General features: G+C 66.6%; 17 protein-coding genes. 11 read left to right on the top strand and 6 right to left on the bottom strand.

Features of this window, described 5'->3' with window-relative positions; translation table 11 throughout:
- The first annotated feature begins 94 nt into the window (after positions 1 to 94).
- The 3 genes from MRBLMD1_RS11290 to MRBLMD1_RS11280 are packed head-to-tail and all read left to right on the top strand — an operon-like array spanning position 95 to position 2,147.
- The gene (locus MRBLMD1_RS11290; protein ID WP_159632085.1) at positions 95 to 1,342 is read left to right on the top strand and encodes an inorganic phosphate transporter; all 1,248 of its coding nucleotides are present in this window, start codon (positions 95 to 97) and stop codon (positions 1,340 to 1,342) included.
- Positions 1,339 to 1,560, top strand: coding sequence for a hypothetical protein (locus tag MRBLMD1_RS11285; RefSeq protein ID WP_159632084.1), 222 nt, complete (start codon positions 1,339 to 1,341; stop codon positions 1,558 to 1,560). The genes MRBLMD1_RS11290 and MRBLMD1_RS11285 overlap by 4 nt, the downstream gene beginning before the upstream one ends.
- Before the next feature lie 26 nt (positions 1,561 to 1,586).
- Positions 1,587 to 2,147, top strand: a complete 561-nt coding sequence (locus MRBLMD1_RS11280; RefSeq protein ID WP_159632083.1) for a dihydrofolate reductase family protein — start codon at positions 1,587 to 1,589, stop codon at positions 2,145 to 2,147.
- 10 nt (positions 2,148 to 2,157) lie between these two features.
- Here the strand turns inward: MRBLMD1_RS11280 and MRBLMD1_RS11275 are convergent, their stop codons facing one another.
- The gene (locus MRBLMD1_RS11275) at positions 2,158 to 2,622 is read right to left on the bottom strand and encodes a hotdog fold thioesterase (RefSeq protein ID WP_159632082.1); all 465 of its coding nucleotides are present in this window, start codon (positions 2,620 to 2,622) and stop codon (positions 2,158 to 2,160) included.
- 217 nt (positions 2,623 to 2,839) lie between these two features.
- Between MRBLMD1_RS11275 and polA the strand changes: the two genes are divergently transcribed.
- From polA to rpsA, 3 genes are all read left to right on the top strand, one after another.
- On the top strand, positions 2,840 to 5,482 hold the full coding sequence (polA, locus tag MRBLMD1_RS11270; RefSeq protein ID WP_414703691.1) for a DNA polymerase I: 2,643 nt from the start codon (positions 2,840 to 2,842) through the stop codon (positions 5,480 to 5,482).
- Positions 5,483 to 5,554: 72 nt separating this feature from the next.
- A complete protein-coding gene (locus MRBLMD1_RS11265) occupies positions 5,555 to 6,853 on the top strand; it encodes a GNAT family N-acetyltransferase (RefSeq protein WP_364399514.1) in 1,299 nt (432 codons plus the stop codon).
- Positions 6,854 to 7,103: 250 nt separating this feature from the next.
- Positions 7,104 to 8,579: a 30S ribosomal protein S1 gene (rpsA, locus tag MRBLMD1_RS11260; RefSeq protein WP_159632080.1), complete on the top strand. Its 1,476-nt coding sequence runs from the start codon at positions 7,104 to 7,106 to the stop codon at positions 8,577 to 8,579.
- Between the two features lie 143 nt (positions 8,580 to 8,722).
- Here rpsA and MRBLMD1_RS11255 read toward each other — a convergent pair whose 3' ends face one another.
- Both MRBLMD1_RS11255 and MRBLMD1_RS11250 read right to left on the bottom strand, forming a co-directional pair.
- Entirely contained in the window at positions 8,723 to 9,223 is a 501-nt protein-coding gene (locus MRBLMD1_RS11255) for a GNAT family N-acetyltransferase (protein ID WP_364399511.1), read from the bottom strand.
- Positions 9,207 to 9,896 (bottom strand): IMPACT family protein, encoded by a 690-nt coding sequence (locus MRBLMD1_RS11250; protein ID WP_364399509.1) that lies wholly within the window; start codon positions 9,894 to 9,896, stop codon positions 9,207 to 9,209. The genes MRBLMD1_RS11255 and MRBLMD1_RS11250 overlap by 17 nt, the downstream gene beginning before the upstream one ends.
- Positions 9,897 to 9,973: 77 nt before the next feature.
- Between MRBLMD1_RS11250 and coaE the strand changes: the two genes are divergently transcribed.
- From coaE to MRBLMD1_RS11230, 4 genes are all read left to right on the top strand, one after another.
- The gene (gene coaE / locus MRBLMD1_RS11245) at positions 9,974 to 11,188 is read left to right on the top strand and encodes a dephospho-CoA kinase (protein WP_364399507.1); all 1,215 of its coding nucleotides are present in this window, start codon (positions 9,974 to 9,976) and stop codon (positions 11,186 to 11,188) included.
- A gap of 80 nt (positions 11,189 to 11,268) precedes the next feature.
- On the top strand, positions 11,269 to 13,383 hold the full coding sequence (uvrB, locus tag MRBLMD1_RS11240; RefSeq protein WP_275180067.1) for an excinuclease ABC subunit UvrB: 2,115 nt from the start codon (positions 11,269 to 11,271) through the stop codon (positions 13,381 to 13,383).
- 187 nt (positions 13,384 to 13,570) lie between these two features.
- Entirely contained in the window at positions 13,571 to 14,599 is a 1,029-nt protein-coding gene (locus MRBLMD1_RS11235; protein ID WP_364399505.1) for a TerC family protein, read from the top strand.
- Positions 14,600 to 14,730: 131 nt separating this feature from the next.
- Positions 14,731 to 16,128: an MFS transporter gene (locus MRBLMD1_RS11230; protein ID WP_364399503.1), complete on the top strand. Its 1,398-nt coding sequence runs from the start codon at positions 14,731 to 14,733 to the stop codon at positions 16,126 to 16,128.
- Here MRBLMD1_RS11230 and MRBLMD1_RS11225 read toward each other — a convergent pair.
- The 3 genes from MRBLMD1_RS11225 to MRBLMD1_RS11215 all read right to left on the bottom strand — a co-directional run bounded on the left by MRBLMD1_RS11225 (position 16,114) and on the right by MRBLMD1_RS11215 (position 20,572).
- Entirely contained in the window at positions 16,114 to 17,466 is a 1,353-nt protein-coding gene (locus tag MRBLMD1_RS11225; protein ID WP_364399501.1) for an alpha/beta fold hydrolase, read from the bottom strand. The two genes, MRBLMD1_RS11230 and MRBLMD1_RS11225, sit on opposite strands and share 15 nt — an antisense overlap.
- Entirely contained in the window at positions 17,453 to 17,968 is a 516-nt protein-coding gene (locus MRBLMD1_RS11220) for a GNAT family N-acetyltransferase (RefSeq protein WP_364399499.1), read from the bottom strand. The genes MRBLMD1_RS11225 and MRBLMD1_RS11220 overlap by 14 nt, the downstream gene beginning before the upstream one ends.
- A gap of 63 nt (positions 17,969 to 18,031) precedes the next feature.
- Complete coding sequence (locus MRBLMD1_RS11215; RefSeq protein ID WP_364399497.1) at positions 18,032 to 20,572, bottom strand: DEAD/DEAH box helicase; 2,541 nt, start codon at positions 20,570 to 20,572, stop codon at positions 18,032 to 18,034.
- Positions 20,573 to 20,669: 97 nt separating this feature from the next.
- Here MRBLMD1_RS11215 and MRBLMD1_RS11210 point away from each other — a divergent pair, with 97 nt between their 5' ends.
- A complete protein-coding gene (locus tag MRBLMD1_RS11210; protein ID WP_364399495.1) occupies positions 20,670 to 21,449 on the top strand; it encodes a trans-aconitate 2-methyltransferase in 780 nt (259 codons plus the stop codon).
- Positions 21,450 to 21,570: the final 121 nt, after the last annotated feature.

Here is a 21,570-nt window from a genome sequence, read left to right as displayed (position 1 = left end):
AAGTCATTCCACGCAAACAGCTGGTGAACTATGCTGTCCAAGGCAGCCTGGTACGAGAAACTGCTGAACGTCGACTCTGCAGATTGGGCAACAGGTGGATATCACCTTCATGGTGGCGCTGGTCATCGGACTGGCACTATTTTTCGACTTCACGAACGGCTTCCACGACACCGCGAACGCCATGGCAACGCCCATTGCAACGGGTGCCATCAAGCCCCGCACAGCGGTGGCCCTGGCCGCCGTCCTGAACCTGGTGGGTGCCTTCCTGTCCACCGAAGTGGCCAAGACAGTGTCCGGCGGCATCATCCGCGAGGGCTCCGGGGGAGTGCAGATCACGCCGCAGATCATCTTTGCCGGCTTGATGGGCGCTGTTCTGTGGAACATGATCACCTGGTTGAAGGGCCTGCCGTCCAGTTCATCGCACGCCCTCTTCGGCGGCTTGATCGGCGCGGCGGTTGTCGGGGCAGGATTCAGCTCGGTCAATTTCGAGAGCCTGCTGCAGAAGGTCATCCTTCCGGCGGTCTTCGCCCCCCTGATTGCAGGCCTCGCCGCCTATGTCTGCACCCGCCTGGCCTACGCCCTCACGGCACGCCACGATCCCGAGACGGGTACCAAGCTCACGCAGAAGCGCGGTGGCTTCCGCACCGGCCAGATCTTCACCTCCAGCCTGGTGGCCCTGGCCCACGGAACCAACGACGCCCAAAAGACCATGGGCATCATTACCCTGGTCCTGATCGCTGCCGGCAGCCAGGCGCCCGGCTCCGGTCCCCAGCTTTGGGTGATTACCGCCTGCGCCCTGGCCATCGCCATCGGAACCTACGCCGGCGGCTGGCGCATCATCCGCACCATGGGTTCCGGCCTGACCGAAGTTAAGCCGGCCCAGGGCTTCGCCGCGGAGACCAGCACCGCGTCCGCCATCCTCGCCTCCTCCCACCTTGGCTTTGCGCTCTCCACCACGCAGGTGGCTTCCGGCTCCGTCATTGGCTCCGGCATGGGACGCCGCGGCACCACCGTCCGCTGGAACATGGTGGGGAAGATCGCGCTGGGATGGCTGTTCACCCTTCCGGCCGCCGGCATCGTCGGCGCCCTGACCGCCCTGGTGGTGCAGACCGGCGTCGTGGGTGTCCTTATCGCCGCCATCGCCGGCACCGGGGCGGTGCTGTTCATGTTCTTCTACTCACGCAAGTCCTCCGTCAGCCACCAGAACGCCGTGGAGGTCGAGGAGGCCGGCCAGGCTGTCCGGTTCGCCAAGAAGAAGGCCTTGGCGCGCGCCCGGGCTGAAGCAAAAGCCAAAGCGCAGGCCGACGCCAAGGCCAACAACCCCAAGGAGAATCAGCGATGAAGTGGTTGGAACTCCTGACCGTTGCAGGCGCCACCCTCGTATCCGCGGCGATTGTGGTGACGCTCTATTCGCTGGGGGTCCGGTTCACCGCCATCGCCGCTGACGCCCAGCAGGCGTCCCCCGGAGTAAAGCGCTCTGTTGCGTACGTATGCTTTGGGCTGTGCGGCGTGGCCGTCCTCGTCGGGCTGTACCTGATCATCCCGTACTTCTCCAAGTAGCCGCGCCCACCGGCTAGGCTGGGGCCATGCAGCGCATCCAGTACTTTGTGGCCGCATCCCTTGACGGCTTCATCGCCACGCCCACGGACGACCTCGGCTGGCTGCTGCAGTTCGACGGCTTCGAGGGCGGAGCTGACAGCTACAACGACTTCATGGCCGCGGTGGGCTGCATCGTCATGGGCGGGGAAACCTACGCCTGGCTGATGGAGCACGAGACCGGCGCGTGGCCGTATTCCGGCACGGCCTGTTACGTCTTCACGCACCACGAGCACCGTGCGCCGGACGGCGCTGACATCACTTTTGTCCGCGGCGACGTGCGGGAGTTCATCGCAGACTTCCGCCAGGCCGCGGGAGACCTGAACATCTGGGTGGTGGGCGGCGGCAACCTTGCGGCCCAGTTCGCCGATGCAGGCCTTTTGGACGAGATCATCCTCTCGGTCATCCCCGTGGTGCTGGGTGAGGGGAAACGGCTGCTGCCGATGAAGGGCCCCACCCCGCCACTGGAGCTGGCTGCTTCCCGCACGCTGGGCCGGGGCATCGTCGAACTGCGCTACCTGCTGCGACCCGGGGCGGATCCGCAGTCCTGACGCGCCCGCCTCAGCCGGCGTTGTCGCGGAGCATGTTGGTGATCCGGGCGGTCGAAAGGCGCCGCCCCAGGGCATCCGTCATGACGATCTCGTGGGTGGCCAGGGTCCTGCCCAGGTGGATCGCCGTGCAGGTCCCCGTCACCAGGCCCTCGGCGATGGACCGGTGATGTGTGGCGTTGACCTCAATGCCGACGGCGTGGCGTCCCGGTCCTGCATGCATGCCTGCGGCGAACGAGCCAAGGGTTTCCGCCAGCACCACGTGCGCGCCGCCATGGAGGATCCCCGCCACCTGCGTATTGCCCTCAACCGGCATGGTGGCGACGGTGCGTTCCGGGCTCATTTCCAGGAAATGGATTCCCATCTTGACCACCAGTGCGCCGACACCGAACGCGCCCAGCCAGTCATGCATATGGCCGGGAATCCCGGCGGCTGCCAGCTCTTCGGCGAAAGCGCCCGGCGTGAAATTGTCTGTCATGGCAACTAGGCTGGCACCTGTGAGTGAAACAACCAAACCGGCCCCTTTCCCGTCCCAGGCCATCGACGAGGGTGCTGCCGCGCAGCCTTCGTCCCCCGCCCGCAGGCCTGCCGCAAAGGCCGCCGCCCCCGCCGCCGGTGGGTCTGTTTCAGCTACTGAAGCACCGGTCATTCCCATCACCGACCAGCCCCGGCTGCTGGTCCTGGACGGCCACTCGATGGCCTTCCGGGCGTTCTTCGCCCTGCCGGCGGACAAGTTCTCCACCTCCAACGGCCAGCACACCAACGCCATCCATGGCTTCACCTCCATGCTGATCAACCTCATCAAGGAACAGCAGCCCACCCACATCGCTGTGGCGTTCGACGTCTCTGACGAATCCACCCACCGCAAGACCGAGTACAGCGAGTACAAGGGCGGCCGGAACGAAACCCCCCGCGAAATGAGCGGCCAGATCGACCTTATCGGCAAGGTTATGGAGGCCTGGGGCATCAAGACCATCAAGATGCCCGGCTACGAGGCCGATGACATCCTTGCCACCCTCGCCGCGATGGGCGAGAAGGCCGGCTTCGAGGTTTTGCTTGTCTCCGGAGACCGGGACGCCTTCCAGCTGATCACGGACAACGTCTTCGTGCTGTATCCGCGCAAGGGTGTCAGCGACATCCCGCGGATGGATGCCGCCGCCATCGAGGCAAAGTACTTCGTCAGCCCGTCCCGCTACTCCGACCTCGCCGCACTGGTGGGGGAGACGGCGGACAACCTTCCCGGCGTACCCGGCGTCGGACCCAAGACGGCGGCCAAATGGATCAACCTTTACGGCGGCCTCGAGGGCGTCCTGGATCACCTGGATTCCATCGGCGGCAAGGTGGGCGACGCCCTGCGGGAGAACGTGGACGCCGTCAAGCGCAACCGCCGGCTGAACCAGCTCCACACCGACCTCGAGCTCCCCGTCACGCTGGATGACCTCTACCAGCCGCGCCCGGACCAGGCTGCCATCGAGGACCTCTTCGACGAGCTTGAGTTCAAGGCCATCCGGGGCCGGCTGTTCGCCCTGTATGGTGACGCCGACACCCCGGCCGCTGAACGGGAAAGCATCGAAACCCCGGAGTACAGCACCCCCGCCAACGCCGCCGGGCTGGCCGCCTTCCTGGCTGCCGGCGCCGGGCAGCGGTCCGCCCTCGCCGTCGACCTCGTCCCCGGCCGGATCGGTGAGGACGCCGACGCACTGGCCATCGTCCGCGGCGACGCCGCAGTCTATGTGGAGCTCGCCGGCCAGGACGCGGAGACCGAGAACGTGCTGGCCGCGTGGCTGCGCGATCCTGAAGCACCCAAGGTGATGCACGGCTTCAAGGCCGCGCTCAAGGCGCTCACGGCCCGTGGCCTTGAACTGGAGGGCGTGGTGGATGACACCTCCATCTCCGGTTACCTCATCCAGCCGGACCGGCGCACCTACGAACTCGCCGAACTCGCCCAGCACCACCTCAACGTGGGCATCCCCGCAGCCACGGCCAAGGCGGGGCAGCTGGAGCTGTCCTTCGACGGCGATGACACCGCCGCCGCCGACGCCCTGGTCCAGGCCGGCGCCGTGGTGCTGGCCCTGAGCCGCTACTTCGAGGACGAACTCAGGGACCGCCGGGCCGAGGAACTGCTGTCCACCCTCGAGCTGCCTGTCAGCCGCGTGCTGGCGGACATGGAACTCGCCGGCATTGCGATTGACATGGACAAGATGGACGACCAGCTTGCCGACCTTGCGCGGGTCATCGACCAGGCCCAGGAACAGGCGTTCGCCGCGATCGGCCACGAGGTCAACCTGGGCTCGCCCAAGCAGCTGCAGACTGTCCTGTTCGAGGAACTGCAGCTCCCCAAAACCAAGAAGATCAAGTCCGGCTACACCACCGACGCCGCGTCCCTGAAGAACCTGCTGGAGAAGACCGGGCACGAGTTCCTGGTGCAGCTCATGGCGCACCGGGAGGCCGCCAAGCTGCGGCAGATGATCGAGTCGCTGAAGAAGTCCGTGGCGGAAGACGGCCGGATCCACACCACCTACGCCCAGAACGTCGCGGCAACCGGCCGGATCTCGTCCAACAACCCCAACCTGCAGAACATCCCCATCCGCAGCGAGGAGGGCCGGCGCGTGCGCGGCATCTTCGTGGTCAGCGACGGTTACGAGTGCTTGCTCTCCGCGGACTACTCGCAAATCGAGATGCGCATCATGGCGCACCTCTCCGGCGACGAAGGCCTGATCCAGGCGTACAGGGACGGCGAGGACCTGCACCGGTTCGTCGGCTCCAACATCTTCCACGTCCCCACGGACCAGGTCACCAGCGCCATGCGCTCCAAGGTCAAGGCCATGTCCTACGGCCTTGCCTACGGCCTGACGTCCTTCGGCCTGTCCAAGCAGCTCGAGATTTCCGTCGATGAAGCCCGCACCCTCATGAAGGACTACTTCGACCGCTTCGGCGCTGTCCGCGACTACCTCCGGGGCGTGGTGGACCAGGCCCGGGTGGATGGCTACACGGCCACCATCGAGGGCCGCCGCCGCTACCTGCCGGACCTCACCAGCACGGACCGCCAGTTGCGCGAGAATGCCGAGCGCATCGCGCTCAACAGCCCCATCCAGGGCTCCGCAGCGGACATCATCAAGCGCGCCATGCTGGGTGTCCACGCTGAACTCCAGGCCCAGGGCCTGAAATCCCGGATGCTGCTCCAGGTCCATGACGAACTGGTCCTCGAGGTCGCCGCGGGCGAACGCGCCGCCGTTGAGAAGCTGGTCACCGAGCAGATGGGTGCCGCCGCAGACCTCAGCGTGCCGCTGGAAGTCCAGATCGGCGTCGGGCCCAGCTGGTACGACGCCGGACACTAGGCGTCCGGGCCACGTCACCAGCAGTAATGTTTGTGCTGGTCAGGCGCCGGATTCATAATTAGGCTCGGGTAAATGGGTGATCTGAGCGGAAACTATGAAATCCGGCGCTTCAAGCCGGCTGCCAAGGAAGATCCTGCCTACCCGCAGACCGTCGACTGGATGCGGGCCGTTGCCTTCGGGTTCCATGACGCACGCCGCAGCGACGAACGGGTGGACCGGGGCATCGGGATGCAGCGCGCCGACGGGCGGGTGATGACCGGCGCCTACCAGGCAGGGCCGGTGGCCGACCACGCCCTGGGAGCCAACGTCCCGGTGGCAACCTTCGGTACTTTCACGAAGACACTGAACATCGGCTTCGGCCGGATGCTCGACACCCGCCTGGTCACCGCCGTGACGGTCCGGACGTCACACCGGCGGAGGGGACTGCTGCGCCGGATGATGGCAGAGGAGCTGGACCTGGCCCGCCGGGAGGGGCTGGCGATGGCGGCATTAACCGCGTCGGAGGCCTCGATTTACAGCAGGTTCGGGTTCGGGGTGGCCACCCGGGAACAGTCCATCAAGGTCGACACCAGCCGCCGCTTTGTCCTCAACCACCATGCCACGGGCCGGGTGGAGGTGGCCGATCCCAAGGTCCTCCTCGACCTGGCGCCGAAGGTCTTCGAGCAGCTGCACAACCTCACTCCCGGTTCGATCGGGCGGCACGAGTTCTACCGCCAGCTCGCGTCCGGATCCATCAGCCGGGCCGAGGACGAGGACCCCAAGGTCAAAGTTGCGCTGCACTACGGACCCGACGGCGCGGTCGACGGCTACGTCTCCTACAAGTTCGCCGGGTGGGACGCCCGGCCGTACACCATGGAAGTGGTGGACCTGGTGGCAGCAACCGACCACGCCTACCTGGAGCTCTGGCAGTACCTTGGCGCCATCGACCTGGTCGAGAACGTCACGTGGGAAGAAGCAATGGTCGATGATCCGCTGCCATGGGCGCTCGAGGACTCCCGCTGCGTTGAAGCGTCCGAGCCCCGGGACATGCTCTGGCTCCGGATCCTGGACGTCCGCGGGGCCCTGGCGGCCCGGCACTACCCCTCGGATGGAAGGCTCGTCCTGGAGGTGGGGGACCCGTTGGGCTTCACGGCAGGAACGTTCGCGCTCGAAGTCGACGGCGGCCAGGCCGCCGTCGAACGTGTCGATGCAGGGGAGCAGCCGGACCTGGCCATGGATGTCTCCGCGCTGTCCTCGATCTACCTCGGCGGCGTCTGCCCGGTGACGCTGGCGGCTGCGGGGAAGATTTCCGAACACGCCAAAGGCGCCGCCTTCAGGGCACGGCAGATGTTCGCTGTGGAACGGGCCACGCACTGCCTGACCCACTTCTGATACCGCGTCCCGGCTGCACGTTCCCTCTCCGCTGCCGCTTTGACCCCAATTGCCGGCAGCGACTAGAATAAACGGGCGTGTACCACGTGCACGCGCTTGCGGTCCTCTGAGGACTGCATTGAAAAGCAATCCACAAATCAGGATGACCCGGGGAATCCAACGGATTCACCGAGAATCGCGCCTGCGTTCCATAAGGCGGGCGCGCCGGTTTGCCTGACCGACTAACTATCCACAACGGAGCCCCTACTACATGACCATCACCTCCACCGAGAAGCCCGGTACCCCCGTAGTCGCGATTAACGACATCGGTACCGCTGAGGACTTCCTCGCAGCTGTCGACGCCACCATCAAGTACTTCAACGACGGAGATCTCGTCGAAGGTACCGTCGTCAAGGTCGACCGCGATGAAGTCCTGCTCGACATCGGTTACAAGACCGAAGGTGTCATCCCCTCCCGCGAGCTGTCCATCAAGCACGACGTTGACCCCGGGGACGTTGTCTCCGTTGGCGATCAGGTCGAAGCCCTGGTGCTCACCAAGGAAGACAAAGAAGGCCGTCTGATCCTCTCCAAGAAGCGTGCTCAGTACGAGCGTGCCTGGGGCGACATCGAGAAGGTCAAGGAAGAAGACGGTGTCGTCACCGGTACCGTCATCGAGGTTGTCAAGGGTGGTCTTATCCTCGACATCGGCCTGCGCGGCTTCCTGCCCGCATCCCTCGTCGAGATGCGCCGTGTGCGCGACCTTGCTCCGTACATCGGCCAGCAGATCGAAGCCAAGATCATCGAGCTGGACAAGAACCGCAACAACGTTGTGCTGTCCCGCCGTGCATGGCTCGAGCAGACCCAGTCCGAGGTCCGCTCCACGTTCCTCAACAAGCTGGAAAAGGGCCAGGTCCGTCCCGGCGTCGTTTCCTCCATCGTCAACTTCGGTGCATTCGTGGACCTGGGCGGCGTAGACGGCCTCGTCCACGTTTCCGAGCTCTCCTGGAAGCACATCGACCACCCGTCCGAGGTTGTCGAAGTTGGCCAGGAAGTCACCGTCGAGGTTCTCGAGGTCGACCTGGACCGCGAGCGCGTTTCCCTGTCGCTCAAGGCTACGCAGGAAGATCCGTGGCAGACCTTCGCCCGCACCCACGCCCTGGGCCAGGTTGTTCCGGGTAAGGTCACCAAGCTGGTTCCGTTCGGTGCGTTCGTCCGCGTCGAAGACGGCATCGAAGGCCTGGTCCACATCTCCGAGCTGGCTGTCCGCCACGTGGAGCTGGCCGAGCAGGTTGTCTCCGTTGGCGACGAACTGTTCGTCAAGGTCATCGACATCGACCTCGAGCGCCGCCGCATCTCGCTGTCCCTCAAGCAGGCCAACGAGGGCGTCGACGCCGACAGCACCGAATTCGATCCCGCTCTGTACGGCATGGCCGCAGAGTACGACGAAGAGGGCAACTACAAGTACCCCGAGGGCTTCGACCCCGAGTCCAACGAATGGCTCGAGGGCTACGAGAACCAGCGCGCAGCCTGGGAGCAGCAGTACGCTGACGCCCAGACCCGTTGGGAAGCCCACAAGAAGCAGGTTGCCCAGCACGCTGCCGACGACGCTGCAGCTGCAACGTCCGGCGACAGCGACTCCGGCACCACCAGCTACTCCTCCGAGCCTGCTGCCACCGATTCCGGTGCTGGCACCCTGGCTTCGGACGAGGCACTTGCTGCCCTGCGCGAGAAGCTGACCGGCAACTAATTGCCGCCGGCCCGGACTTCCGGGCTGACACAGTGGGCCCCCGCGAAAGCGGGGGCCCACTGTGCTTTAAAGCGCCCGCTGTACTTTAGAAGCAACAGGCGCCTAACGCCCTGGCCCCCGTCTGGACGGGTCCCGCCGCCGCACTAAAGGTCGACGACGGCGAGGACCGTCCCGTCGTCGTCGTGCGTCAGTGCCGCGCCTGCCGCCGTGAGCAGCCGCTGGGCGCTGAGGTTCCCGGACAGGGTCCGCGCGGTGACGCGTTTCAGGCCCGCCCGGCGGGCCTCCGCCAGGACGAGGTCCAGGGCGGCACCGCCGATTCCCCGGGATCGGAAGCTCCGGCCAAGCCAGATGCCGGTTTCCGCAGAGGGGACTCCAGCCGCGGGGTCGCGCTTAAGCCGCACGGAGCCGGCAATGTGGGAGCCCTTGAAGACAGCCCAGGACTTTTCCGCCGCAGGGCCGTCCAGCCCTGCGGCCGCAGCGCGGTGGTAGCCGTAGAACCAGGCGGTGCGCTCGAGGTTCCAGCCCGGTCCACCCAGCGGGGGCGCCACTTCATCGGGGGAGGCGTCGCGCTTGGCCAATTGGAGCAGCCGGTCCGCCACGGCCTCGTCCACGTCCGCCAGGGTCACATCAGTCGAGCCGCTCATCAATCCATTCCGTTCCGTCGGGATTGAGCTCGGCGGACCCTGCCGTCAGCTGCAGCAGGCGATCGGACGCAGCGGCGATGGCGGCAGCGTTGTCAGCCACCGCAATCCGGAGCACCGTGTGCCGGTCCTGGTAGCTGGTGTCCGCCATGACCATGCCTGCGGCGCGCAGATCGTTCTCCAGCCGTCCAGCTGCCGCGTGCGGCACCGCCGTGGAACAGATCCGCCGCCTGCTGCGCCGGGCAAGGGGTGCCCGGTCAAGGGCGGCCGAGACTGATTCGGAATAGGCACGGACCAGGCCACCCGCGCCGAGCAGGACGCCGCCGAAATAGCGGACGACGACGGCGCTGACGTCGCTGAGGTCGGTCACCCCCGGCGCGGTTTCCCTTTTCAGCAGGGCTTCGAGCATGGGGATGCCGGCGGTCCCGGCGGGTTCGCCGTCGTCGCTGGAGCGCTGGACGGTCCGGTCCGGCCCGATGACGAACGCGGAGCAGTGGTGGCGGGCGTCGTGGAATTCGCGGCGGAGGCCGGCCACCAGGTCGCGGGCAGCGTCTTCCGTGCCCGCCCTCCGGAGAACCGTGATGAACCTGGAGCGCTTGACCTCAAGTTCATGCCGGAAGTCCCCGCCCGCTGCCAGCGTGGTGTAGGTGGTGGCCCGGCTTTCATGCTCTTGCATCCGGCCCAGTCTAGTGCCGCCATGGGGGCGTGGCCCGGCTGGTTCAGCTGGCCAGGCCGGTTCAGTAGGGTGGGGGTGTGCTGAAGATCGGGTTGACGGGCGGGATCGCCTCAGGGAAGTCGGTGGTTGCCGCGCGGCTGCAGGAACGCGGCGCCGTGCTGGTGGATGCGGATGCGCTGGCCAGGGAGGTGGTGGAGCCCGGGACCGAAGGCCTGGAACGCATCGTGGGGGAGTTTGGCGAAGGAATGCTCGACGACGGCGGACGGCTTGACCGCGCGCGTCTCGGGGCGGCCGTGTTCGGCAATCCTGAGCGCCTCGCCGCTTTGAACGCCATCGTCCATCCCCTGGTGCGCGCCCGCGCCGCCGCCATCACGGCAGCAGCCCCGGCTGACGCCGTGGTGGTCCAGGACATTCCCCTCCTGGTGGAGAGCGGCCAGGGGTCCGCTTTCCACTTGGTGGTGGTGGTGGATGCGCCGGACGACGTGCGGCTGCAGCGCATGCTCGAGCACCGGGGAATGACCGCGGAAGCGGCGCGTGCCCGGATGGACGCCCAGGCCTCGCGACAGGACCGGCTGGCCGCGGCCGACGCAGTCCTGGACAACTCCGGTACCGTGCAGCACCTGCTGGGCCAGGTGGACCGGCTGTGGGATGAGCGCCTGGTTCCCTTCGCCCGCAACCTGGTGGCGGGGAAACGCGCACCGCGGAACGGCGGTCCGGTCCTGGAACCGCACCGGACGGAGTGGGCGCAGGAGGCGGCCAGGATAGCGGCCCGGCTGGTGGCGGCAGCACCCGACCTCATCCTGGCCGTGGACCACATTGGCTCCACAGCTGTTCCCGGCCTGCCCGCGAAGGACGTGATCGACCTGCAGGTGGCGGTGCCTGACCTCGCGGTTGCGGCCACCATCGCACCTCTCCTGGCCGCAGCAGGCTTTCCGGCGGTACGGGACGTCGAATCCGACACTCCAAAGCCCAATGCTCCGGACCCGGCAGCATGGTTGAAGCGGTTCCACGCCAACGCGGACCCGTGCCGTGCCGTCAACGTCCATGTCCGGCCGGCCGGTTCGGCCGGATGGCGCTTCGCGTTGATGTTCCGCGACTGGCTGCGGAACGATCCCTCCGCGCTCCGGCTGTACGCGGCGCACAAGGCTGACCTCGCCGCCCGGCACGCCGATTCGGGCACCACCGGCTCCTACGCGGAGGCGAAGGAACCGTGGTTCACGGACGTCGCGTGGCCCCTCATGGCCGCGTGGGCGGACGCAACCGGGTGGGAACCGCCGTCGTGCGCTTCCTGACACCGGCCCGTGCCGTGCTGGATGTTCGCCGGTAACGGACGGGGCCGTCCAGTGTCGGTGCCCGGCTGTAAATTAGATTCATGAGCCTTGCGCAGGAAATCAACCGTGTTGTAGCGCCCTTCGAAGTCATCAGCGAGTTCAAACCTGCCGGAGACCAGCCGGCCGCCATCGCTGAGCTGACGGAGCGCATCAACAACGGCGAGAAGGATGTGGTGCTGCTTGGCGCCACAGGTACCGGTAAAAGTGCCACCACCGCCTGGCTTATTGAACAGGTGCAGCGCCCCACCCTGGTGATGGTGCAGAACAAGACCCTTGCCGCCCAGCTGGCCAACGAGTTCCGCGAACTGCTGCCCAACAACGCGGTGGAATACTTCGTTTCCTACTACGACTACTACCAGCCCGAAGCGTACGTGGCCCAGACGGACACCTTCATCGAGAAGGATTCCTCCATCAACGAGGAAGTGGAACGGCTCCGCCACTCCGCCACCAACGCGCTGCTGACCCGCCGCGATGTGATTGTGGTGGCCACGGTGTCCTGCATCTACGGCCTGGGAACCCCTGAGGAATACATTTCCGGCATGGTGACCCTCCGCCGCGGCGCCGAGATGAACCGGGACGACCTCCTCCGCAAGTTCGTCTTCATGCAGTACGCCCGCAACGACATGGACTTTCACCGCGGCACCTTCCGGGTGCGCGGCGACACCGTGGAAATCATTCCCATGTACGAGGAACTGGCCATCAGGATCGAGTTCTTCGGTGATGAGATTGAGAGCATCCAAACCCTTCACCCGCTTACCGGCGAAGTCATCCGCGACGAGGAAGAGATGTACGTCTTCCCGGCCTCGCACTACGTGGCCGGTCCGGAACGGATGGCGCGGGCCATCAAACGGATCGAGGATGAGCTGGCGGACAGGCTGAAGGTGCTGGAGGGCCAGAACAAGCTCGTCGAAGCCCAACGGCTGCGGATGCGCACCACCTACGACCTCGAGATGATGCAGCAGATGGGTTTCTGCAACGGCATCGAGAACTACTCGGCGCACATTGACGGGCGGGAGCCGGGTACTGCACCCCACTGCCTCCTGGACTACTTCCCGGACGACTTCCTGCTGGTGGTGGACGAGTCCCACGTGACCATTCCCCAGATCGGGGCCATGTACGAAGGTGACATGTCCCGCAAACGGAACCTGGTGGACTTCGGCTTCCGGCTGCCGTCCGCCATGGACAACCGGCCGCTGAAGTGGGACGAGTTCCTCGAACGCGTGGGCCAGACCGTCTACCTCTCGGCTACCCCCGGCAAGTATGAGCTGGGCAAGGCAGACGGCTACGTCCAGCAGATCATCCGTCCCACCGGCCTGGTGGATCCCGAGGTGGTGGTCAAGCCCACCAAGGGACAGATCGACGACCTCCTCGGCGAGATCAAGACCCGGGTGGAAAAGAACGAGCGCGTCCTGGTGACCACGCTGACCAAGCGGATGGCAGAGGACCTCACCGACTACCTGCTGGGCCACGGCGTCAAGGTGGAATACCTGCACTCGGACGTGGACACGCTGCGCCGGGTGGAGCTCCTGCGTGAACTGCGGTTGGGATCCTTCGACGTCTTGGTGGGCATCAACCTTCTCCGTGAGGGCCTGGACCTCCCCGAGGTGTCCCTGGTCAGCATCCTGGACGCGGACAAGGAGGGGTTCCTGCGCTCGTCCACCTCGCTGATCCAGACCATCGGACGTGCCGCCCGCAACGTCTCCGGCCAGGTGCACATGTACGCGGACCGGATCACCGACTCCATGGCCAACGCCATTGACGAAACCAACCGTCGCCGCGCCATCCAGGTGGCGTACAACAAGGAACACGGCGTCGATCCGCAGCCGCTGCGGAAGAAGATCGCCGACATCACGGACCAGTTGGCCAAGGAAGATGCCGATACCGATGCGCTGCTGGGCAGCTTCGATTACGGCAAGGGCAAGCGCGGCATCACCGGATCCAATAAGGCCGGCGCCAAGAAGGGCGCGGCCCAGGTCCGTGCGGACGGCCTGGCGGCGGCTCCGGCCGAGGACCTGGTGGGCCTGATCGCACAGCTCACGGAACAGATGCATGGCGCGGCGGCAGACCTCCAGTTCGAGGTGGCGGCGCGGATCCGGGACGAGGTCAGCGAGCTGAAGAAGGAGCTGAGGCAGATGCAGGCGGCAGGCCACGCCTGACGTCCGCGGCCGGGCATCCGGCTGGGGTACAGTTAAAGCACGTAGGGGAGTATCCCAAGCGCTACGATCGTCAACACGCAGGGCACAGCTGCCCCGCCGGGCGTAGCGGGCCGCCACATCAGCACCAAGTGCACAGGCAGGCCGGAGAGACTTACACCATTTTGTGTACCCTGCGAAAGGCTGCCCTGTGCTCGACTTGCCCGTATGGTTCGAGGTTGGCTCATTTGCCGTCCTCGGCCTAATTCTCCTGATCGATCTCCTTCTGGTGGTGCGGCGCCCGCATGAGCCGTCCATGAAGGAGGCCGGTCTGTGGGTGGCCTTCTACGTCACCCTTGCCCTGGCCTTCGCCGGTGCCATGTTCGCTTTTACCGGGCCCGAATTCGGCAGCCAGTTCGTCGCCGGCTGGGTGACCGAGTACAGCCTCAGCATCGACAACCTGTTCGTCTTCATCATCATCATGGCCAGGTTCTCCGTGCCCCGGAAGTACCAGCAGGAAGTGTTGATGGTGGGCATCATCATCGCGCTCATCCTGCGCGGCATCTTCATCCTGCTGGGCGCCATCGTCATCGAACAGTTCAGCTGGGTGTTCTACATCTTCGGCGCGTTCCTGCTGTGGACGGCCTGGAAGCAGGCCCAGGACGAGGGTGAAGAGGAAGAGGACCGCGAGAACCCGCTGATTGCGAAGATCCGCAAGGTCATCCCGATGTCGGAGAAGTTCGACGGCGGCAAGCTCCGTACCGTGGTCAACGGCAAGAAGGTCTTCACCCCCATGGTGATCGTCTTCGTCACCATCGGCCTCACGGACCTGCTGTTCGCAGTTGACTCCATCCCCGCGATCTTCGGCCTGACCCAAAGCCCCTTCATTGTCTTCACCGCCAACCTGTTCGCCCTGATGGGCCTGCGGCAGCTGTACTTCCTGCTGGGTGGCCTGATGAACCGGCTCATCTACCTCAAGCACGCCCTGTCCTTCATCCTTGCGTTCATCGGCGTCAAGCTTGTCCTGCACGCCATGCACGTCAACGAGCTTCCCTTCATCAACGGCGGAGAGCACATCGAGTGGGCACCTGAGATCCCCACCTTCGTCTCCCTCGCCGTGATTGTGGGCACCATCATCGTGGCCGTCGTCGCCAGCCTGCTCAGCTCCAAGGCCCAGGCTGCCAAGGTGGATCCGCGGCTTGAAGAGGACGCCCGGAAGAGCCACAGCGACGCCGAGTAGGCGCGCCCCGGCGCATTCCCCTCCGGTAATCCCGGCCGCCTGAGCGGCCGGGATTACCCCTTTAAGCCTCCGCAGCACGGACGGGTTCCGCACCCCTGTGGGTCTAGCCGGCGCAGGACTATGCTCAGATCATGGCCCGCACGCTTGTGATGGATCAGGGCGCGCGCCAGGTGCAGCGACGTACCGTTTTGCTCTTGAGCGTGGCCCAGGTGTTCGGTGGACTCGGGACGGGATCGACCGTGTCCATTGGTTCCATCCTGGCCGTCGAGCTGTCCGGCTCCAGTGCCTGGGCGGGCTCCGTGGCCACGGTGATGACCCTCGGGGCGGCGGCCGCAGCCCTGCCGTTGGCATCGCTGGCGGAACGGCGTGGGCGCCGGGCGGGCCAGGTGGCCGGCCTTTCGGCGGCGCTGGCAGGGGCGGTCCTCATGGTCCTGGCCGTCGTCACCGGGCTCTTCGTCCTGCTGGTCGTGGGCTCGGCAGGCATCGGCATCGGCACGGCAGCGACGCTGCAGGCACGGTTTGCCGCGGTGGATCTCGCTGCCCCCGAGCACCGCGGGCGGGCCTTGTCCACCGTGGTCTGGGCGGTAACAGTCGGTGCCGTGGCAGGCCCCAACCTGATCCAGCCCGGAACGGCGGTGGGAACTGCGCTGGGGCTGCCGCCCATCGCAGGACCGTTCGTGATCTCCGGGGCCGGGCTCCTCATCGCCTCCGTGCTGCTGTTCGCCGGCCTTCGCCCGGACCCGCTGCTGCTGGCACGCCGCCTTGCCGCGGCCAACAACGCCGCCACCGCGGAACGGGGAAGTGGCGCGCCTTCCACCACCCCTGCCGCCGGCACCACCCCGGAAGGCGCCCCACCGGCAAGGACCCAGCCCGCCGCAGCGGCCGCGCGGGGCTCGCTGGACCGTGGACTGCGGGCTATCCGCAGCTCCCGGATGGCACTGCTGGCCGTCGCCGGCGTTGTGGCAGCGCACGCAGTCATGGTGGGTGTCATGTCCATGACCCCACTGCACCTGCAGCACCTGGTGGAAGGACCGGGCCCGCATGCCGGCCACATCGCCGAGGGGGACGTGCTGGTCATCATCGGCTTCACCATCTCGCTGCACATCGCAGGCATGTTCGCGCTCTCCCCGGTCATGGGGTGGCTGACCGACAGGGCGGGCCGGATAGAGACCATCATGATCGGCTTCGCGCTGCTGATCGCCGCCGTCGCCGTTGCCGGGTTCGGCCAGGCCTCGACCGGCGCAGTGGCCGCAGGACTGGTCCTGCTGGGCATGGGCTGGTCCGCGGCCACGATCTCCGGCTCCACCCTGCTCGCCGAGAGCGTTGGCCAGGACGCCCGGGTGGCTGTCCAAGGCGTCTCCGACATGCTGATGGGCGCCGCAGGTGCCCTGGGAGGCGCCGTGTCCGGACTGGTCCTGGGCTTTGCCGGCTACCTCGGCCTCAACCTGCTGGGCGGTACCATCGGGGCGGCCGTCCTCGCCGCCGCCGTCGTCACCCGCACGTCACACCGGCGGTCAGCGGCCGCCTGAGCGGGTCATGCCCAGGAGGCGGGCGAAGATCCTCTCGCCGTCGTCGGCGATCCCGTCATGGTGGAAGTCGGCCGTCTCCCAGACCTGCAGCCCGCGCACCGCAGCTGCCGTGCGCAGGGAAAGGTCCCGGTCAACGTAGATGTCGTCCGAGTAGACCGCCGCTGCCACGGGAACGGTGTTGGCGGCCAGCACCTCCGGGTCGTACAGCGGCTTCCAATCCTGCTTTGCGGCCAGCAGGTCAGCCACCTCCCGGAGCGGCTGGAGTGCGGGGTCCTGCTCGAAGTACCACGGGTACACCATTTCGCCGGTCAGCAGCAGTGGTTCGGCGTCGGGCCTGAACCAGGGATTCTCGCCGAGCATCCGCCAGGCTGACCAGTTGGTGGCCTGCTCCTTGCCGTAAATGGATTCATGCATCAGGGCGTACAGCGGGTTGGAGCGGCGGGACACCACACCGGTAAACTGCTCCAGGAAAGTGTCGGACAGCCTGGGACCACCGGGGGTGTCCACGAACGCGTCCTCCAGCAGGTAATGCAGGCTGTCCACCCGGGTGTTGCCGCCCAGGAATGCGCCGGCCATCTGGAACCGCTCCACGGTGAGGGGACTGCCGTCGGGCAGGAGTTCCGGTGTGCAGCGCAGGTGACGCGCTATCCGCTCCACCGCGTCCCGGTCCTCCGGATACCAGCCGAAGTATTCGTCGTTCCGTGCCGCTAAGCGCTGGAAGGTGGCCCGGTAGACGTCGTCCGCGCTGCCCGTGAGAGGTGCCAGGCCGCCGGTGATGAGGGCTTCGCGCAGTCCTTCGGGGGCGAAGGACAGGTACGTCAGGGCGCAGAAGCCGCCATAGCTTTGGCCGTAGATGGTCCAGGCAGGTGATTCCAGGGCACGGCGGATCAGCTCCGCGTCCGCCACGATCGAGTCGGCCCTGAAGTGCTCCAGGTAGGCCGCCTGTTCGGCAGCGGACCCGCGGGCGGGCAAGGTCCTGCGGTCGATGGGCGTTGAGAGCCCCGTGCCGCGCTGGTCCAGCATCAGGATGCGGAAGTCCTGGGCGGCGGCTTTGCTCCAGCCGCCCAGGGAGCCCCACCTGTTGCCGCGGCCGCCCGGGCCGCCCTGCAGGAAGAGGAGCCAGGGCAGCTGTGCGGCCGCTTCCGCGCTGTGCGCCGCCGAGACATACTCGCGGGCGAATACCGTGATGGTCTCTGCGGAGCCGTCGGACGGTGCGGAATGGTCCAGGGGGACGGTGAAGTAGTGCTCCACGGTGCGCATGCCACGGAATTCGTGCGTCGCCCTGACCTCATGGCCGGCAGCGGGGACTGCTGCCCGGCGCGCGTCAGCCCTGGGCATGGGCGGAAAGGGAGCCGCGGGAGGCTGCACTTCCAAACTGGTCCAGCGCCTCGCCGGTGAGCCGGAAGGTGGACCACCCGTCCATGGGGCGGGCACCAAGGCGGCGGTAGAAATTGATGGAGGGCTCGTTCCAGTCCAGCACGCTCCATTCCACGCGCGCGTAGCCGTTCTCCACGGCGATGGTGGCAAGGTGCTGCAGCAGGGCCTTGCCATGCCCCTCGCCCCGTGCTTCCGGGCTGACGTAAAGGTCTTCCAGGTAGATCCCGTGGACGCCTTCCCAAGTGGAGTAGTTCAGGAACCACAGCGCAAAGCCCTGCACGCTGCCCGCCGCGTCCTCAGCCATGGCAGCGAAGATCCGCGGGTTGTCGCCGAAGAGGGCCTGCTCCAGCAATTCCGGTGTGTTCCGGACGGCGTCGGGTTCCTTCTCGTAATGCGCCAGCTCGTGGATCATGCGGAGGATGGCGGGAACGTCGTGCCGGGTTGCGGGGCGGATTACACTCATTGTTCGAGCTTACCGCCGGGTCCGGCGGTACCGCCGCAGGGCAAGCGAAGGGCCGGTCCGGGGCTAGAGCCGGTTCACATCCGTCACCCTCACCACGGCCGTTCCGGTCGCGTCGGAGTCCGCCAGGTCGACCTCCGCCGAGATGCCCCAGTCGTGGTTGCCCGCCGGGTCGTCGAAGATCTGGCGGACCTTCCAGGTCCCCGGTTCTTCGGTGATGATGAGCAGGCCCGGACCCCGCGCATCCGGTCCCGTCCCGATGTCGTCGTGTTCGTCGAAGTAGTCGTCCAGCGCATCTTCCCAGCGCTCGGCACCCCAGCCGGAGCCGGCGTCGAGCTCTCCCAGCGCGGTGGCGTCCTCGTCGGCGAAAAGTTCCACGCGGCGGAACATCTCGTTGCGCACCATCACCCGGAACGCGCGGATGTTCGAGGTGAGCGACGGCGGCGGGGGCGGCGGCGCGTCGTGGGGGGTCGGCGCCGCACCGGACGTCAGCTCCTCCCACTCGTCCAGCAGGCTGGAGTCCACCTGCCGGACCAGCTCACCCAGCCATGCAACAAGGTCTTCGAGGTCCTCACGGAGCATGTCCTGGGGAACGGTTTGGCGCAGCGCTTTGAAGGCATCCGCGAGGTACCGCAGCACAATGCCTTCGGACCTGGCCAGGCCGTAGAACTGTACGAATTCGCCAAAGTTCATGGCGCGCTCGTACATGTCGCGGACCACGGACTTGGGCGCGAGCTCAAAGTCGCCCACCCACGGTGCGGCCTTGCGGTACACCTCGAACGCTTCGCCCAGGATGTCGCCGAGCGGCTGGGGGTAGGTGACCTCGTCCAGCAGGGCCATCCGCTGGTCATACTCGATGCCGTCGGCCTTCATGGCCGCCACTGCCTCGCCGCGGGCCTTCTTTTGCTGCGCCGACAGGATCTGCCGCGGTTTCTCCAGGGTCGCCTCGATGACGGACACCACGTCCAGGGCGTACGACGGCGACTCCGGGTCAAGGAGGTCCAGTGCGGCAAGTGCGAAGGGGGAGAGCGGCTGGTTCAGCGCGAAGTTGGCCTGCAGGTGCACGGTCAGGCGGACCGTGCGGCCATCCGGCCCCTGCTCCTCCGGCGGGATCCGCTCGATGACTTCGGCGGCGAGGAGTTCGCGGTAGATGCCCAGCGCCTTCTTCATGAGCCGCAGCTGGGAGGAGCGCGGCTCGTGGTTTTCGGTGAGCAGCCGCCTGGCCGCGGCGAAAGGGTCGCCGGGCCGTTCCATCAGGTTCATCAGCATGGCGTGCGTCACCGTGAAGCTTGACGTCAGGGGGTCGGGGACAGATTCCACCAGCCGCTTGAACGTGGGCTCACCCCAGGAAACAAAACCCTCGGGCGGCTTCTTCTTGACCACCTGGCGGAGTTTCTTCTGGTCGTCGCCGAACTTGGCCGTGGCCTTCGCCATGGCCTTGACGTTCTCGACCACGTGCTCGGGCGCCTGCACCACCACCGTCCCGGCGGTGTCATAGCCCGCCCTGCCGGCCCGGCCCGCAATCTGGTGGAACTCACGTGGGTTAAGCAGGCGGGTGCGGACGCCGTCGTACTTGCTCAGGGCGGTGAGCAGCACGGTGCGGATGGGGACGTTGATACCCACGCCCAACGTGTCCGTCCCGCAGATCACCTTCAAAAGTCCCGCCTGGGCCAGCTGCTCCACCAGCCGGCGGTACTTGGGCAGCATGCCGGCGTGGTGTACCCCGATGCCGTGGCGCACCAGCCGGTTCAGCGTCTTGCCGAACCCGGCGGCGAACCGGAAATTGGCAATGAGCTCTGCGACCCTGTCCTTTTCCTCCCGGGTGCATATGTTGATGCTCATCAGGTTCTGGGCTCGGTCGATCGCCTCAAGCTGGCTGAAATGCACTACGTAGACCGGCACCTGCCTGGTGGAGAGCAGTTCCTCCAGCGTCTCGTGGACCGGGGTCTGGTGGTAGTAGTAGTGCAGCGGAATGGGCCGCTCGGCAGAACTCACCGTGGTGGTGGGCCGGCCCGTCAGCGCCGTCAGCCCCTCCTCGAACCGGGTGACGTCGCCCAGGGTGGCGGACATCAGCAGGAACTGTGCCTGCGGAAGCTCCAGGAGCGGGACCTGCCATGCCCAGCCGCGCTGCGGGTCGGAGTAGAAATGGAACTCGTCCATGATCACTGCGCCGAGTTCGGCTGCAGCGCCCTCCCGCAATGCGATGTTGGCCAGGATCTCCGCGGTGCAGCAGATGATGGGTGCATCCTGGTTGACCCCGGAGTCACCGGTGATCATGCCCACGTTCTCGGCGCCGAAGATGTCGCAGAGCGCAAAGAACTTTTCGGACACCAGCGCCTTGATCGGGGCGGTGTAGTAGCTCCGCCGTCCCTGGGCCATGGCCTGGAAGTGCGCGGCGATAGCCACCAGCGACTTTCCGGACCCCGTTGGCGTGGCCAGGATGACGTTCGCGCCCGTCGCCAGCTCCATGATGGCCTCGTCCTGGGCCGGGTACAGCGACAGGCCACGGGTTTCCGTCCACTCCACGAACCGGGTGTAAAGGGCGTCGGGGTCGACGGCGGCGGCGTTGGGGACGGACAGATTGTTCAGCTGGTCAACGAGTTTCATTGACTTAAACCTTAGTGCCACGTTGCGTGCGGATCAGGCGGTCGGGCCGGGTTAGGCTACGCCTGGCCGCCGTGCATGCCAGAACCTGGAGAAGATCATGAAATGGGACCCCGCAAAGTACGTCAAATTCGATGACCACCGGAACAGGCCGTTCTTCGACCTGACTGGCCGGATCCATGCTGACCGCCCCGCGCGGGTGGTCGACCTTGGCTGCGGGCCGGGGAACCTGACAGCTGCCCTGGCCGAACGCTGGCCCGGCGCCCAGGTGGTTGGCCTTGATTCCTCCGCGGAGATGTTGGCAAAGGCCGCGCCGCTGGCGCAGGCCGTCCCCATCCTGAGGTTCGAACATGCCGACATCGCCGAATGGATGCCCACTGGGGAGACGGACGTCGTGGTGAGCAACGCGGCCCTGCAGTGGGTCCCCGGCCACCAGGACCTGATGCGCAGGTGGCTGAAGGCCCTCCGCCCGGGATCCTGGTTCGCCATGCAGGTGCCGGGCAACTTCAACGCCCCCTCGCATTCCCTGATGCGGGAACTCGCGGCGTCCGGCCGTTGGGCGGCCAGGCTTGGCGGCGTGCTCCGCGGCGGGGAGTCGGTGGGGGAGCCCGCGGACTACCTGGGCATCCTGCTCGACGCCGGCTGCGCGGCGGATGCGTGGGAAACGAGCTACCTGCAGGTCCTGCAGGGGCCGGACCCCGTGCTCGAGTGGGTCCGCGGCACGGCACTGCGTCCGGTTATGGCGGTCCTCGGCGAGGACGACGCCAGGCATTTCGAGGAGGAGTACGCAGCCGCCCTGCGGGCGGCCTACCCCCAGGGGGCGCACGGCACCGTTTATCCGTTCCGGCGGATCTTTGCCGTCGGCCGCAAGGAGGAATAGGGGCCGGGACGCCATGTTTTCCAGCGCGTCACACGGCGTGACAGCGCCCGAAAGTGATCTGGCTTACAATGGCCACTGTGCTTCAGGGGTCAAGCCGCTGGCCCCCTCTTCGGCCGTAGGC

It is taken from the genome of Pseudarthrobacter sp. LMD1-1-1.1, assembly GCF_040676255.1.
Taxonomy (GTDB): domain Bacteria; phylum Actinomycetota; class Actinomycetes; order Actinomycetales; family Micrococcaceae; genus Arthrobacter.
Note: the sequence above shows the minus strand (reverse complement) of the source record. Positions and strands in the feature narration are given on the sequence as shown.